At 69.6% G+C, this 13862-nt stretch carries 15 protein-coding genes; 2 read left to right on the top strand and 13 right to left on the bottom strand.

Features of this window, described 5'->3' with window-relative positions; genetic code table 11:
* The first annotated feature begins 3 nt into the window (after window positions 1-3).
* The gene (locus BJP65_RS09745; RefSeq protein WP_070409005.1) at window positions 4-519 is read left to right on the top strand and encodes a hypothetical protein; all 516 of its coding nucleotides are present in this window, start codon (window positions 4-6) and stop codon (window positions 517-519) included.
* Window positions 516-1496 carry a restriction endonuclease subunit R gene (locus BJP65_RS09740; RefSeq protein ID WP_070409004.1) on the top strand — a complete coding sequence of 327 codons (981 nt, stop codon included), beginning with the start codon at window positions 516-518 and terminating at the stop codon, window positions 1494-1496. The genes BJP65_RS09745 and BJP65_RS09740 overlap by 4 nt, the downstream gene beginning before the upstream one ends.
* A gap of 74 nt (window positions 1497-1570) precedes the next feature.
* On the opposite strand, the gene BJP65_RS09735 is transcribed toward BJP65_RS09740, so the two are convergent.
* The 13 genes from BJP65_RS09735 to BJP65_RS09675 all read right to left on the bottom strand — a co-directional run bounded on the left by BJP65_RS09735 (window position 1571) and on the right by BJP65_RS09675 (window position 13833).
* A complete protein-coding gene (locus tag BJP65_RS09735; RefSeq protein ID WP_258027455.1) occupies window positions 1571-2584 on the bottom strand; it encodes a Gfo/Idh/MocA family protein in 1014 nt (337 codons plus the stop codon).
* Window positions 2557-3429, bottom strand: a complete 873-nt coding sequence (locus tag BJP65_RS09730; protein WP_083285797.1) for a ThuA domain-containing protein — start codon at window positions 3427-3429, stop codon at window positions 2557-2559. Before BJP65_RS09730 ends, BJP65_RS09735 begins: the two co-directional genes overlap by 28 nt.
* Window positions 3430-3432: 3 nt before the next feature.
* A complete protein-coding gene (locus BJP65_RS09725) occupies window positions 3433-4437 on the bottom strand; it encodes a sugar phosphate isomerase/epimerase (RefSeq protein ID WP_070409002.1) in 1005 nt (334 codons plus the stop codon).
* Between the two features lie 13 nt (window positions 4438-4450).
* On the bottom strand, window positions 4451-5647 hold the full coding sequence (locus BJP65_RS09720) for a Gfo/Idh/MocA family protein (protein WP_156784867.1): 1197 nt from the start codon (window positions 5645-5647) through the stop codon (window positions 4451-4453).
* On the bottom strand, window positions 5644-6060 hold the full coding sequence (locus BJP65_RS09715; RefSeq protein ID WP_055832576.1) for a DUF6379 domain-containing protein: 417 nt from the start codon (window positions 6058-6060) through the stop codon (window positions 5644-5646). The genes BJP65_RS09720 and BJP65_RS09715 overlap by 4 nt, the downstream gene beginning before the upstream one ends.
* Window positions 6061-6068: 8 nt before the next feature.
* A complete protein-coding gene (locus tag BJP65_RS09710) occupies window positions 6069-6851 on the bottom strand; it encodes a nuclear transport factor 2 family protein (protein WP_070409001.1) in 783 nt (260 codons plus the stop codon).
* A gap of 26 nt (window positions 6852-6877) precedes the next feature.
* The gene (locus BJP65_RS09705; protein ID WP_055832571.1) at window positions 6878-7924 is read right to left on the bottom strand and encodes a sugar phosphate isomerase/epimerase; all 1047 of its coding nucleotides are present in this window, start codon (window positions 7922-7924) and stop codon (window positions 6878-6880) included.
* Between the two features lie 95 nt (window positions 7925-8019).
* Complete coding sequence (locus BJP65_RS09700) at window positions 8020-9126, bottom strand: sugar phosphate isomerase/epimerase (protein ID WP_070409000.1); 1107 nt, start codon at window positions 9124-9126, stop codon at window positions 8020-8022.
* Window positions 9123-9530 (bottom strand): DUF6379 domain-containing protein, encoded by a 408-nt coding sequence (locus tag BJP65_RS09695; RefSeq protein WP_055832566.1) that lies wholly within the window; start codon window positions 9528-9530, stop codon window positions 9123-9125. The genes BJP65_RS09700 and BJP65_RS09695 overlap by 4 nt, the downstream gene beginning before the upstream one ends.
* Window positions 9531-9620: 90 nt before the next feature.
* Window positions 9621-11135: a GMC oxidoreductase gene (locus BJP65_RS09690; RefSeq protein ID WP_070408999.1), complete on the bottom strand. Its 1515-nt coding sequence runs from the start codon at window positions 11133-11135 to the stop codon at window positions 9621-9623.
* Window positions 11132-11926 carry a TIM barrel protein gene (locus BJP65_RS09685; protein ID WP_070408998.1) on the bottom strand — a complete coding sequence of 265 codons (795 nt, stop codon included), beginning with the start codon at window positions 11924-11926 and terminating at the stop codon, window positions 11132-11134. Before BJP65_RS09685 ends, BJP65_RS09690 begins: the two co-directional genes overlap by 4 nt.
* A 94-nt stretch (window positions 11927-12020) precedes the next feature.
* Window positions 12021-12857, bottom strand: coding sequence for a carbohydrate ABC transporter permease (locus BJP65_RS09680; RefSeq protein ID WP_055832560.1), 837 nt, complete (start codon window positions 12855-12857; stop codon window positions 12021-12023).
* Window position 12858: 1 nt separating this feature from the next.
* A complete protein-coding gene (locus BJP65_RS09675) occupies window positions 12859-13833 on the bottom strand; it encodes a carbohydrate ABC transporter permease (RefSeq protein ID WP_055832557.1) in 975 nt (324 codons plus the stop codon).
* Window positions 13834-13862: the final 29 nt, after the last annotated feature.

Raw genomic sequence — 13862 nt, 5'->3', positions numbered from 1 at the left:
GCCATGACCCTTTCCGCTCTGCGCGACGACGCCCTGCGCTCGTCTCCCGAACGCTCCGGCGACGTGCCCGGCGTCTCCGCCGGCACCGAGGTACGGCTGTCCCTGCCGTGGATCCGTTCCCTGCCGCTCGCGAGCCTGCTCGACCCCGTCGTGCATGTCGGAGGCCGTCGATACGATCCGGTCATCGTGCTCGGCGATCGCCGCCTCGCCGCGGCCGACCTCGCCGACGAAGAAGGGTGGTGGTACCTGCAGGATCGCGTCGTATTGGGAATCCCGGATGCCACGACCCCCGGCATCCACGAGGTGTCGGTGTCGTTCCGGCTCGAGATCCCGTACCTGCCCGGCGGGCCGGACGATCCCCTGCGTCTGCCGTTCGTCTTCACGAGGGAGCTGGAGAGGGACGCGACGGCGTCGAGCGTGTCGCGCGATGTGTCGGGCGATGTGGGGCGCGATGTGACCCCCGATGTGGCGCGGGATGCGGCGGGCGATGCGGCGCGCGATGCGGAGGGGCTGTCATGACGATTCCTGCGGAGTGGACGCTGGCGGCGAGCGCCTTCAACGTCACCCCCGAGGTCGTGCGCGCCGAGCGCTCGGCCCCCGACCTCGCCCTCACGCTCGTGGAGCGCGGCATCGCGACGGCCATCGAGATCGAGCTGGGCCAGATGTGGCGCGGGTTCCCCGACCCGCCCGCCGCCGAGACGACGGCGTTCCACGACCGGCTCGCCGCCGCGGGAGGGCGTGTGAGCATCGTGGGCGTGAGCATCGACGAGTTCGCGCGCGGGCGCCGACGCACCGACGCCGAGCGCCGCGCGTTCCTCGCACCGCAGCTGCGCGCCGCGGCGAGCGCGGGAGCCGCGGGCGTGCGCCTGCCCATCGGACAGGCCGGACCGCTGCTCGCGGGCCTCGTCCCCCTGCTCGACGAGCTCGACCTCGTGCTGTACGAAGAGGCGCAGGGGCATCAGACCCCGACCGACCCGGGCACGGCCGCCGCGTACGACCGCATCGCCGAACTCGACACCCCGCGCGTGCGGTTGCTGCTCGACATCAGCATGCTCATGCCGGCCCTGCCGGTCACCTACCTCGAGAAGCTCGAGCGCGGCGGCCTCCCCGCGGATCTCGTGCGGCGCCTGCGCGACGAGTGGCGCGACCCCGCCACCCACGGCGCGGTGATCGACGTGCTCCGCTCCGGCGGGGTGCCGGGACCGGTGCACACGCTCTACATGAACCTGCTGGTGCGCTTCGGTCGCTCGAATGTGGCCGACCTGGCATCCGTTCTGCCCCTGCTCGGGGCGCTGCACCTGAAGTTCTGGGACCTCGACGACGCCGACGGGCGCGTGTCGACGCCGATCCGCGAGGTGGGGCGGGCGCTGCGCGCCACGGGCTTCGCCGGCACGCTCTGCAGCGAGTGGGGCGGTCAGGAGTGGCTCGACGACGACCCGTGGGAGATGACCGAACGGCACCTGGCCCTCGCCCGCACGGCGCTCGCTCCCGCCTGAGCCCCGGCGAGTCGCCAGATCTGTCGCTCAGGTGGGCGCGCGACCGACAGATCGTGGCGACTCATGGCGGCGCGTCAGCGCGGCTGCAGCCCGGCGGCTCGGTAGATCTCGTCGACCACCCGCATCGTCCCCACGCCGCGGCGGGCGTCGAGGATGCTCGGCGACCCGTCACCCAGCACCGTGACCAGGTGCTCGAGCTGGCGCGCGTAGCTGTTCTCGTCGGGGTCCGCGGCGACCGAGCGCAGCACGGAACCGTCGGTCGAGGTCACCGTGAGGGTCGCCCCCCACTGCGGCACGATCACGCTCGTCGCCCAGAGCGATGCGGCGCTGCCATCGACCCGCACCCACATCGCCCCCGCGTCGTCGCCGAGGAACGAGGCGCGCAGCAGAGCGGGGATGCCGCCGGGCAGGCGCAGCTCGGCATCGGTTTGCAGGTCGATCCGCGGATCGGCGTCGGAGATCTGCGCCGTGGCCGACACCACCTCGAGCTCGCCCCACGCCGCGCGCATCAGGTCGACGGCGTAGCAGCCCACGTCCATGACCGCTCCGCCGGCCAGGTCGCCGTCGAGGCGGATGTTTCCGGGCTGCACGACGAAGTGCGGAATGCTGAAGTCGATCTCCACCAGCTTCACCTCGCCGAGCACGCCCGAACCGATCGTGTCGAGAAGGCCGGCGATGAACCCGTGCAGGCGGTAGTGGAACCCGACGAAGGCGCGGCGCCCGGCGGCATCCGCCGCATCGGCGATCGCCGCGGCCGTGGTGCCGTTCGCCGAGAGCGGCTTCTCGCACAGCACGTGTTTACCGGCGGCCAGCGCCCGCGTCGCCCACTCGGCGTGCACGACGGGCGGCAGCGCCAGGTAGACGAGGTCGACGCGGGGGTCGGCCAGGACGGCGTCGTAGTCGCCCCACGCGGGCAGGTCGAGACGGTCGGCGAAGGCCCGCGCCCGCTCAGGATCGCGCGCACCGATCGCCACGACCCCGACCCCGTCGACGCCTCGGGCCGGCTCGACCATCGCGCGTTCAGCGATCCCGCCGGCGCCGAGGATGCCGACGCCGAGCATCACCGCTCGCCGTGGTAGTACGGCCACGGGTTGATACGGCGGTCACCGCGACGATCGGGGCCGGTCAGCGTGACCTCGCCGGTCGCCGCCCACTCGACACCCCGCGGGAACATCCGGATGAACTCGATGCGACGGAACGTGTCGATGTCGTGGCCGATCGTGATGGTGAACGACCGACCCGCGCCGTACTCGTTGATCCAGGCGAGGGGCTGCTCGGTGTTGATGCCGGGGAGCGCCGCGATGCCGCCCTCGGGGATGTCCACCGGGTAGTGCGACATGGGCCACACCGGCGCCTTCTCGTACGCCTCGAGGTCGTCGAAGGTCGTGAGCAGCACCTGGGCACCGTCGTACATCTGCACCCCGACGAGGATGTCGTCGCCGGTGACGGTCCAGGTCGCGTTGACACCTTCGGTGATCGGATGCCGCGGCTCGGTCGTGTGCAGCTGCGCCTCGCCCCACGGGCGGGGGCGCAGGCCCGTCTCCCACGCGCTGAGCTTCGCTCCGCGCATGACGTTGTACTCCTCGGGGTACCCCCAGCGGTCCTCTTGCGCGGCGGAACCGTGGAACCACACGATGCCCTTGCCCTCGTCGTGCACGAAGCGCAGGATCGCGGCATCCGTCTCTTCGCCGAAACCGGTGGCGATGTCGTGGTAGCCGTCGCGGCCCTCGAAGATGACGATGAGAACGTCGTACTTGTCGATGATGCTCGCGGGAAGACCGCGGGGATCCTCCACGACGCGGACGGTGAAGCGCCCGGTGTCCTCGAGGAGCGTGGTGATCCACTGGTTGTGCAGGCGGAAGCTGCGGTGCGCGTTGTCGTGCTCGATCGTCATGTGCCCCGAGAGGATCAGGACCTTCAGGGTGTCGGTCACGGGTCAGCCTTTCGAGGAGAACGCGGCGTCGAACAGCTGGTGCGGCGGGGTGATCTCGCCGAGCTTGCGCACGAAGGCGAGCGCCTCGGGGCCGCCGACGAGGCGGTCCATTCCGGCGTCCTCCCACTCCACGCTCGTGGGTCCGTCGTAGCCGATGGCGTTGAGCGCGCGGAAGAGCGGCTCCCACGGCACGTCGCCGTGCCCGGTCGAGACGAAGGTCCACCCGCGGCGCGGGTTGTCCCACGAGAGGTGCGAGCCGAGGACGCCGTTGCGACCGTCGAGGTTCGTCGTGGATTCCTTGCAGTGCACGTGGAAGATGTGATCGGCGAAGTCGAGCACGAACGCGACCGAGTCGAGCTGCTGCCAGACGAAGTGCGACGGGTCGAAGTTGAAGCCGAAGCTCGGGCGGTGGCCGATGGCCTCGAGGGTCTTCTTCGCGGTCCAGTAGTCGTAGGCGATCTCGGAGGGGTGCACCTCGAGCGCGAAGCGCACGCCGACCTCTTCGAACACGTCGAGGATCGGATGCCACCGCGCGGCGAAGTCCTCGTAGCCGCGCTCGATCATGGCGTCGGAGGCGGGCGGGAACATCGCCACGTACTTCCAGATGCTCGACCCGGTGAAGCCGGTGACCGTCGTGACCCCGAGCTTCGCGGCGAACCGTGCCGTGTTCTTGAGGTCTTCCGCCGCCCGCTGCCGCACTCCCTCGGCGTCCCCGTCGCCCCAGACGCGGGAAGGCACGATGTCGTGGTGCCGCTCGTCGATGGGATCGTCGCAGACGGCCTGGCCGACGAGGTGGTTGGAGATCGTCCAGACCTTCAGGCCGTTCTTCTCGAGGATGTCGAGGCGCGACTGCACGTAGTCGGCATCGTCCCAGCGCGAGACGTCGATGTGGTCGCCCCAGCAGGCGATCTCGAGGCCGTCGTAGCCCCACTCGCCCGCCAGGCGGGCGACCTCTTCGAAGGGCAGGTCGGCCCACTGGCCGGTGAACAGGGTGATCGGGCGGGCCATGGCGGCGGTCCTTTCAGAGAGCGGGAACGGGCGAGCCGACGCGCGTCCACGCGGAGTCGGCGGCACTGCTGCGCTCGACGGCGTCGAGCACGCGCTGCACGCGCAGGCCGTCGTCGAACGAGGGGTGGGGGTCGGTGCCGGCGGCGATCGCCTCGACGAGGTCGACGACCTGGTGGCTGAAGCCGTGCTCGTAGCCGAGCATGTGGCCGGCGGGCCACCACGCCGAGACGTAGGGGTGCTGCGGCTCGGTGACGAGCACCTGGGTGAAGCCCTGGCGCCCCTCGGGGGCGGTGCGGTCGTAGAACCGCAGGCTGTTGAGGTCTTCGAGGTCGAACGCGAGCGCGCCGCGATCACCCGACACCTCGATGGTCAGGGCGTTCTTGCGCCCGGTCGCGAAGCGCGTCGCCTCGAACGAGACGAGTGCGCCGTTCGTGAGGCGTCCGGTGAAGAGGGCGACGTCGTCGACGGTGACGGCGCCTCTCTCGATGCCCGCCGCCCCCTTCGACAGTCCCATCGACCCGTCGGTGGGCAGGGGCCGTTCGGCCACGATCGTGTCGATCGTGCCCGAGACCCTCTCCACCCCGAGGTCGGTCACGAACTGCGTCATGTCGATGATGTGCGCGCCGATGTCGCCGAGCGCCCCGGAGCCGGCGTGCTCCTTCTGCAGACGCCAGGCGAGCGGCGTCTCGGGGTCGACGAGCCAGTCCTGGCGGTATGCCGCGCGCACCTGCTGCACGGTGCCGACGGCTCCCTCGGCGATCATGTCGCGCAGCAGCGTGACGGCGGGAACCCGGCGGTAGGTGAAGCCCACCATCGACCGGATGCCACGAGCCCGGGCGCGCCCGGCCGCCTCGGCCATCGCTTCGGCTTCGGCCACGGTGTTGGCCAGCGGCTTCTCGCAGAGCACGTGCTTACCGGCCTCGAGGGCGGCGATCGCGATCTCGGCGTGGGATTCCCCGGGCGTGACGATGTCGACGATGTCGATGTCGTCGCGCGCGATGACCTCGCGCCAGTCGGTGGCCGACTCGGCCCAGCCCCATTTCGCGGCGGCCGAGGCCACGGCATCCGCGTTGCGTCCGACGACCACGGTCATCTCGACCGCGCGCGGCAGGTCGAACATGCGCGGCGCCTGGCGCCACCCGACGGAGTGGGCGGCGCCCATGAAGCCGTAGCCGATCATGGCCACGCGGAGGGGCTGGGCGTTCGTCATGCCAGGACCAGTTCGCGCTCGACCGGGACGCGGTTGGTGACGTAGCGGCCGGGGCCGCCGTCGGCGCCCGGCATGATCTGCATGTAGAGCAGACGCATGGTCAGGACGACCTCGACGGTGACGGTCTCGCCCGCCGCCGGCGGGGTGTCGAGGTGGATGAGCACGTCGGGGCGGTCGGCGACGAACCAGAGAGTCTCGGACTGCTCGGGCAGTTCTTCGATCCGATATTCGCGGCCCTCGAGCGAGAAGCGCAGGTCGTCGGCGGCGACGGCGACGCCGTTCACCGTGACGCCGACGTTGTCGACGGCCGACAGCCAGAGGCTGCGGTACCAGGGCAGCTGCACCGAGACGGCGAGGCCGTCGTCGGTGCGTCGGACGTCTTTCTCGGCGAAGAGGGAGTTGTGGGTGGCCATGGTGTCTCCTAGGCGAACGTGTCGGTGAAGCTCGCGTGCGCGACGGGCGGCGCCGGCTCGAGCTTCTGCGTGGTCTCGGGGCTGTAGGGGTGGTTGGTGTCGCGCACCGGCTCATCGGCCGGCGGCATGAACACGGGCTTGCCGTCGTCGCCGAAGTACATGAGGTCGAGGTCGAACGCGCCCTGGTTCTTCAGGCCGAAGCTGACCCAGTTCTCTTCGAAGGGGGCGCGGGCGAGCTCGTAGCAGCGGAAGGTCCAGAACTTCCACTCGCCGTCCTGTTTGCGGAAGTCGATGGCGTACTTGCACCACACCCAGTGCGCCCAGACCTTCTTGCCGAGCACCTCGGTGGGCGAGTACATGTCGGGGAACGCTTCGGCGACCGTCGGGTCGGTCAGGCCCGACTCGGTGCCCGCCATCATCCAGACGCCCTTGGCGGTCTCGCCGTCGGCGGCCACCTCGATGACCGGGGTGTTCGTCGAGTGCAGGATGAGCTTGCCCTCGGGGTGCGGGCGTCCGCGGTGGTAGTCGGTGACGCTCTGCCAGGTCGTGTACTGGCCGGCGTTCGTGTACCGCGCCCGAATGCCCTCGGTGCCCTCCTTCACCCAGAGCGGGATGATCTGCTCGTCCTCGAACGCGTTGTGCAGGTACATGTACCGGTTGAACAGGTTCTCGACCTGCCCGCGGTCCTCGGCGCGCTGCGCCAGGGCGTGGGCGGCCACGACCTGGTCGCGCAGGCGTGCGACCTCGGCGATCAGATCGGCGACGGATGCTTCGGTGGCGGTGTTCGACATGCTCACTCCTTCGTGTGCGCGACGGTTCAGGCGGGCTGATGCGCGGCCGACTGCTCCGCGACGGTGTCTTCGATGGCCGTGCGCATGAGCGTGTGCTGCTTCTTGACGAGGTCGATCGGGTCGCTCTCGCCGAGGTCGCTGAACGCGTGGCCTTCCCACTCGCTCGAGAGGTAGCCCTCGTACCCGCCGAGCACGAACTGCTTCACGATGCGCGGGATGTCCATGGCCGGCTCTTCGCCGTCGGCGCCGATGTCGTAGAACTTCGCGTGCACGTGGAAGATCTGCGGCATGATGTCGAGCCACTCCTCCGGAGCGACGAGACCGTGCATGTTGAAGGCCAGACGCGTGAAGGGTCCGAAGCGCAGGAAGTCGACGCCCTCGCCCGAGAGGTAGTCCTCGAACTTCTGGTTGCGCACGTGCATGGGCGTGGGCTCGTGCCAGATCTCGTCCATGACCGAGAAGTGCTTCTCGTCCATGCCCATCTGCCCGAGGGTGCGCAGTAGCGTCGGCGACAGCGAGTGCATGGTCGACGAGAAGTCGGCGGTGAAGCCGAGGCGGTCCGACTGCAGCTCCTCGTACATCTCGCGCATCTCGAGCACCTTCGGGTCGTTGGGCCCCGACGGTGCGTGGATCTCGTACCCGAGCTTCTGGTCGTACTTCTCGGCGAGGGGGAGCAGGCTCCGCAGCAGCTCCTTGCCGTGCGAGCGGATGACGATCTTCTTGAAGCCGAGGGTGTGCGCGGCCTTCAGCTGACGGGCGAGGAAGTCGTGCTCCTCGTCGAGCGTCATGTCGCGGCTCTTGCGGCGGCCCATGTCGAGGTTCGTCCCGACGGCGCTGGCTTCGAGGCCGTACTTCTCGAGCGAGTCGAACCAGAGCTTCACGAAGTCGGCGTCGACGTCGGGGTACGAGCGCAGCAGCTGCGCGAAGTTGAACTCGACGCCCGGGCCGATGCCCTGGTCGTGCACCTCTTTGATGAGGGTCTCGGGGGTGTACTGCCCCGCGGCGAACTCGCTGGTCATCGAGTAGAGCGTGGTGCCGAGCTTGATGCCGGTTCCGGCGATGCCGTCACTCATGTGAGGGGTCCTTTCAGATGCGCACGTGCGTGCGCGAAGTCGGGTGCGCGCGGGGGCGCGGAGAGGAGATGCGCGAGGGTGCGCGAAGGGAGGGGTCAGGCACGTACGGCGTGCGAGAGGTGCGCGTCGAGGGCGCGGCGTGCCTCGGCGGCATCCGTGATCATGCGCGAACCGGCCGCTTCGGCCGCCGCCCGCTGCACGAGCTGCTCGCCCCGGATGATCTCGAACGGGCTCTGCCAGTGGTTCCAGTGCCAGCCCTCGTACTCGCTCGAGACGGCGCCGCTGTATCCGTTGTCCACCAGCAGGGTGATGAGGTCGGCGACGGGCACCGAGGGTTCCTGGCCGTTCTCGTCGATGCCGAAGAACTTGCCGTGCACGTGCTTCACCCACGGCATGATCTCGAGCCAGTCGTCGACGCGCGCCGGGCCGAAGAGCCCGGTGCCGTTGATGCCGAAGTCGATGCCGAGGTCGGGGCGGCCGTACTGGTGGCCGAGTCCGATGAAGCGGCCGAAGCGCTGGCCGTGCTCGGCCTGGTCGGCCGGCGGGCCCTGCTCGTAGTACTCGTCCCACAGGGCGACGACGGCTGAGAGCAGCTCCTCCGAGGCCCCGCGGCGGCGGTACGCCTCGATGAGCGAGGGGGCGAAGCCGCTGACCGTGGCACCCCAGTCCATCGTGAAGCCGAGGAAGGGCGACCCGACCTTCTCGTAGCGGTCGCGGAGCGCGAGGATGCGCGGGTGCGAGGCGTACTGGTCGGCGTGCACCTCGAGGGCGAGCGTGACGCCGTACTCCTCGGCGATGGGGGCGAGGGCCTCCATCGAGTCGGGGGTGATCGAGATCTGCACGCGGGCGATGGGGAAGCCGAGCTTCGCTGCCGCCGCGATCTGCTTGCGCATGTAGGCGAGGAGCTCGTCCTGGTTCATGAGCGCGTCGGGCCGCAGGCCGATGTCGGCGTTGACCGCGAGCGAGGTGCGCACGAGCCCCACCTCGTCGATGAGGTCGTTGAAGCGGCCGGCGAACCGGTCGTCGATCTCGGGGAAGCCGCGGAAGCTCGAGAAGCCGATGATCTCCAGTCCCGGACCGAAGCCTTCGGCCGCGGTCTTGCGGATCAGCTGGTCGAGGTCGTACTCGCGGCCGTGGAAGGCGCGGGTGAAGCTGTAGAGGGTGACGCCCTGGATGGGGGTGCCCTTCTGCTGAGCGGTCATGCGCGGGCCTCCTCGACCTGGCGAGCGGTCATCGTCTTGGTGTCGTGCTCCTCGATGTGGAGCACCTGGTCGTCGGCGATGATGATGTAGGGGATGTAGAGCTCGAGATCGACGCGCACCTCGTGCTCTCCGGCATCCGCGGGGACATCCCCCGACAGCACGGCGGAGTCGGTGGGGAACCACCACTGCTCGGTGTTCGTCTTCATCTCGGCGAAGGTGAACTCCTCGCCGTTCATGCTCCACCGCAGGGAGTCGGCGGGCGCCTCGACGCCATCGACGGTCAGTGTGGCTCCCGAGATGCAGGATGCCGGCAGCGCCCGGTACCAGGGCAGGCGCACCTCCACCGACGCGCGCCCGTTCCGGGCGGTGAGCGTCCCCTGCTCGATGATGCGATCCGGGATCACGATGACCTCCTCGTCGGTGCGACCGAAGCCGCAGACCTCTTTGTCTTGATTTCTACATTCTAATGTCTGTTTCCTGCATAAGCAAGGAAATCAGGTGAGGGATGCCGCGATCTTCCGCGCTCCGCGCACCGCCAACGCCACCGAGGTGAGCGTCGGATTGCACGCCGTCGACGTCGGGATGACGCCGTTTCCCGCCACGAAGAGCCCCGGCATGCCCCACACCTGACTGTCGGTGTCGCACACGCTCGTGCCGTCGTCGGCGACGCCCATCCGCGTCGACCCCTGGTAGTGCAGCGACGATCCGGGGGGCAGCGTGAACGGTCGGCTGTCGAGGGGATCGCCGACGGCCTCACCCAGGCGCACGATCTCGCGCCGCGCCCGCTCGATGACCTCGTGGTCGCGGGCGGTGAGCCGGTAGTGGATGCGCGGGGCCGGCATCCCGTAGCCGTCGACGTGCGCGTCGTCGAACGCCACCCGGTCGTCGGCCTGCAGGTCCTTCGCGCAGAACAACCCCAACCCCACGATCGAGCCCGGCACGACCGGATCGTCTTCGGCGAGGGGAATCGGCGAGGCGTCGAGCTGCATGATCTGCCCGTGGAAGGGCGAGCCGTCGATGAAGGGCACCCAGCTGACACCGCTGTACTCGGCGAGTCCCGTGGCGGGCGCGTCGGCGCCCAGCGGCGGCATGTCGCGTAGGCGGGCCGCGAAGACGATCTGCGCCTGGTCGTTGAGGTAGCGGCCGAGGGCGTCGGGACGCACGCCCGAGGCCCACAGCAGCTGCGGCGAGCGGAGGGCGTCGGCGGCGACCACGACGAATCGCGCCGCGACCTCGTGCTCCTCACCCGAACGCAGGTCGCGCACGACCACGCCCGCCGCCCGCCCCGCCGTCACCACGACCGAGGTCACGAGCGACTCGTCGATCAGCGTGAACCCGGGGTTCTCGCGCGTGACGTCGCCGAGCACCACGTCGGACCCCGACCACACCAGGCGGCCGTCGTCGCGGCGATGCGCGGCCAGCGGCATCCGCTGCACTCTCGTGGCCTCCACGCGGCCCTCGTCGACCGCCGCGGAGAGGCGCTCGCGCACGATCGCGCCGAAGGGTGCCCCATCGAACGCGTCGGTACGCACCCCGAGCAGCCGCTCGCCCTCGGTGAGCAGCTCGTCGAGGTCGGGCAGGAAGCCGATGCGCTCGCTGTCGTTCGGGCGCGGGCAGGCGCCCGTCCAGTGCGCCGACATGCCGCCGACGTTGCTCGACATCGCCGCGACCGGCATGCCGTCCTCACCGTCGAACGCGTAGCCGTCGTCGAGCAGGTAGGTTCCGGGCCGTGCGCCGCGCACCCCGGCCTTCGCCGCGCCGGGGTTGGCGACCTTGGCTCCGCGCTCCCCCGGGCCCTCCGACGCCGCCTGCGCGCGGGCGCGCTCCGCGGGGTCGGCGATGTTCTTCACGTGCGCACCGGGAGGGTTCGACACGGTCGGACCGACCTCGAACATCGCGATGGTCGCACCCGGCGCCCGCTCCGACAGGATCCGCGCGTACGCGGCTCCCGTCGGACCGCTGCCGACGATGACGACGTCGACCGAACCGGGGTACTGCCGGGCGCTCATGCCGAGCGCGCGATCTCGACGACGTGGGCGACCGAGGCCTCCGACGCGGTGGTCGGGTAGTACTCCAGGCCCACCGGGCCGTCGTAACCGCTGGCGCGGAGCAGCCCGAAACGCTCGGTCCAGTCGAGCTCGCCGGTGCCGGGCTCGCCGCGGCCGGGAGCGTCGGCGAGCTGCACGTAGTGCACGAGGTCGCCGGCGTTCTCGAGCTCGGCCCGCATGTCCTCGCCCTCAACGGCCGAGTGGTAGATGTCGTACAGCACGCCGAAGTGCGGCGAAGCGACGCCGCGGGCGACGTACACGGCCTCCGAGGTGCGGTCCAGCAGCGACCCCGGGTGGTCGACGCGCACGTTCACCGGCTCGAGTACCAGGCCGATGCCCGATCCGTCGATCTGGGCGATGGCCTTCTGGTAGATCTCGACGAGCTTGTCGAGCTGCACCTGGCGCTTCCACCCGCCGAAGCCGGTTCCGCTTCCCACGACCATGCGCGGGCAGCCCAGGTCGCGGGCGATCTCGACGCCCTCGTCGAGCTTGCGGAAGAACTCGGAGTGGTCCCACGGCGGGATCATGAACTGCGTGCGGGGCTCGGCGAGCTGAGCGGTCAGCTGCACACCGGTCTCTTCGAGCGCGGCCTTCAACGCCGGCAGGTCCTTGGGGGTCGAGGGGGCGTCGACACCGGTCGGACCCCACATCTCCACGGCGTCGAAGCCCGCCGCCGCCGCCGCGCGCACGCGGTCGTGGTAGTCGCCGGCCTCGGTGAAGAGGAGCTCGATGTTGGGGGCGAGTTGGTACACGGGGTGTCCTTTCGGGGGGCGCGGGCGCGACGATCGACGGATGCCGCGCTCCGCGGCATCCCTGTGGGCGGGCTCAGCCCGCGAGGAGAAGGCGTCAGCCCTTCAAGCCGCCGGCGAAGCCCTGGATGAAGCGCTTCTGGGCGAAGAGGTAGAAGGCGAGGATCGGGATCATCGAGACGATGACGATCGCGAAGATCTGGTTCCAGGCCGAGACCAGCGAACCGATGTAGTAGTACATGGCGACCGGCAGGGTCTGGTTCGCCGATCCCCCGAGGAAGATCAGCGAGGTGAAGAAGTCGTTCCACACGATGAGGCCGGCGAGGATCGCCACCGTTCCGGTCGCGGGCGACATCAGCGGAAGCACGACCTGGAAGAAGATCTGCGTGCGGCTCGCGCCGTCGATGGTCGCGGCCTCCTCGTACTCGGTGCCGAGGCCGCGGAAGAACCCTGCGTAGAGGAAGATCGCGAGCGGCAGCAGCATGCCGCTGTAGAGCAGGATCATCCCCCACACCGAACCGGTCAGGCCGATCGAGCGCGCCCCGATGTACAGCGGGACCGTCCCCAGTTGCGTGGGCAGGATGATCGCGACGAGGAACAGGTAGTAGACGCCGCGGCTCCAGCGCCGCGTGCTGCGAGCGATCACGTAGCCGGTGAGCGAGCCCAGCAACACCATGAGGAAGATGCTGCCGGCCGTGATGATCACGCTGTTGAGCAGGCCCTGGATGACGTTCGCGTTGCCGGTGGCCGTGAGGACCTTGGCGAAGTTGCCGAAGTCCGGGGCCGAGGGCGGGGCGAGCGTCGACGACGTGATGACCTCGCGGTCGGACTTCAGCGCCGTGGTGACGAGGAAGTAGAACGGCAGGAGGAAGACCAGGGCGACCAGCCAGAAGCCGACCTCGCGCAACGCGGTGAGCTTGGTGTAGCGGAACATGTCAGTTCTCCTCGGGGCGCTCGGCGGTGGCGCGCTGCTGGATGACGGCGAAGACGAGGATGATCACGGTCAGCAGCAGCGCCAGGGCGGCGCCGTAGCCGAAGTTGCCCAGGGCGAACGACTGCTTGTAGACCTGCGTGGCCAGATTCTCGGTGGCCCCGGCAGGTCCGCCGCCGGTGAGGGCCATGATCTGATCGAACACGCGCAGACCGTTGACGAGACCGAGCGTGGTCGCGATGGCGACCGCCGGGCGGATGGAGGGCAGCGTGATGTGCCAGAAGCGCTGCCAGACGGTGGTGCCGTCGATGGCCGCCGCCTCTTCGATCTCGACCGGCACGGCCGCCAGTCCCGCCATGTAGATCACCATGGCGAAGCCGATGTTCTGCCACACCAGCACGACCAGGACGGTCCAGATCGCCCAGGTGGGGTCGGCGATCCAGGCGCGGGCGACGGAGTCGAGCCCCGCTCCCCGCAGGATCACGTTCAGCGGGCCGTTGAAGTCGAAGATGAACTTCCAGATGTACGAGGTGGCGAGGGGGCTGAGCACCACCGGCATGAAGAAGAGCGTGCGCAGGATGTACCGCGACTTGAGTCCGCGGTTCAGACCCACCGCGATGCCCAGCCCGAGGATGTTGCTGATGATGACCGAGCCGAAGGCCAGGAACAGGGTGTTCCCGAGGGCGCCGATCTTGGTCGGGTCCTGGAAGATCCGCACGAAGTTGTCGAGCCCGACGATCTCGAAGGCCCCGATCCCCGTCCAATTCGTGAAGGCGAAGAAGCCGCCGATCCCCGTGGCGAGGTAATGGATGCCGAGGACGAAGACGATGCCGGGCAGTGCCCACCACCAGTAGCCGAACTTCAGCTGACCCGACCGGCGGGGCGGGGGGACGCGGCGACCGCGCCCCCCGCGCCGGGGAAGGACCACGCGCTCGGTCTCGGTAGCGACCTGTTGTCCGCTTCGGAGTGTTGTGCTCATGTCCTTCTCGTCATCGTCTCGTCGTCGGC

The organism is Microbacterium sp. BH-3-3-3 (assembly GCF_001792815.1).
Lineage (GTDB): Bacteria > Actinomycetota > Actinomycetes > Actinomycetales > Microbacteriaceae > Microbacterium.
This window is presented reverse-complemented; position numbering and strand designations above follow the sequence as displayed.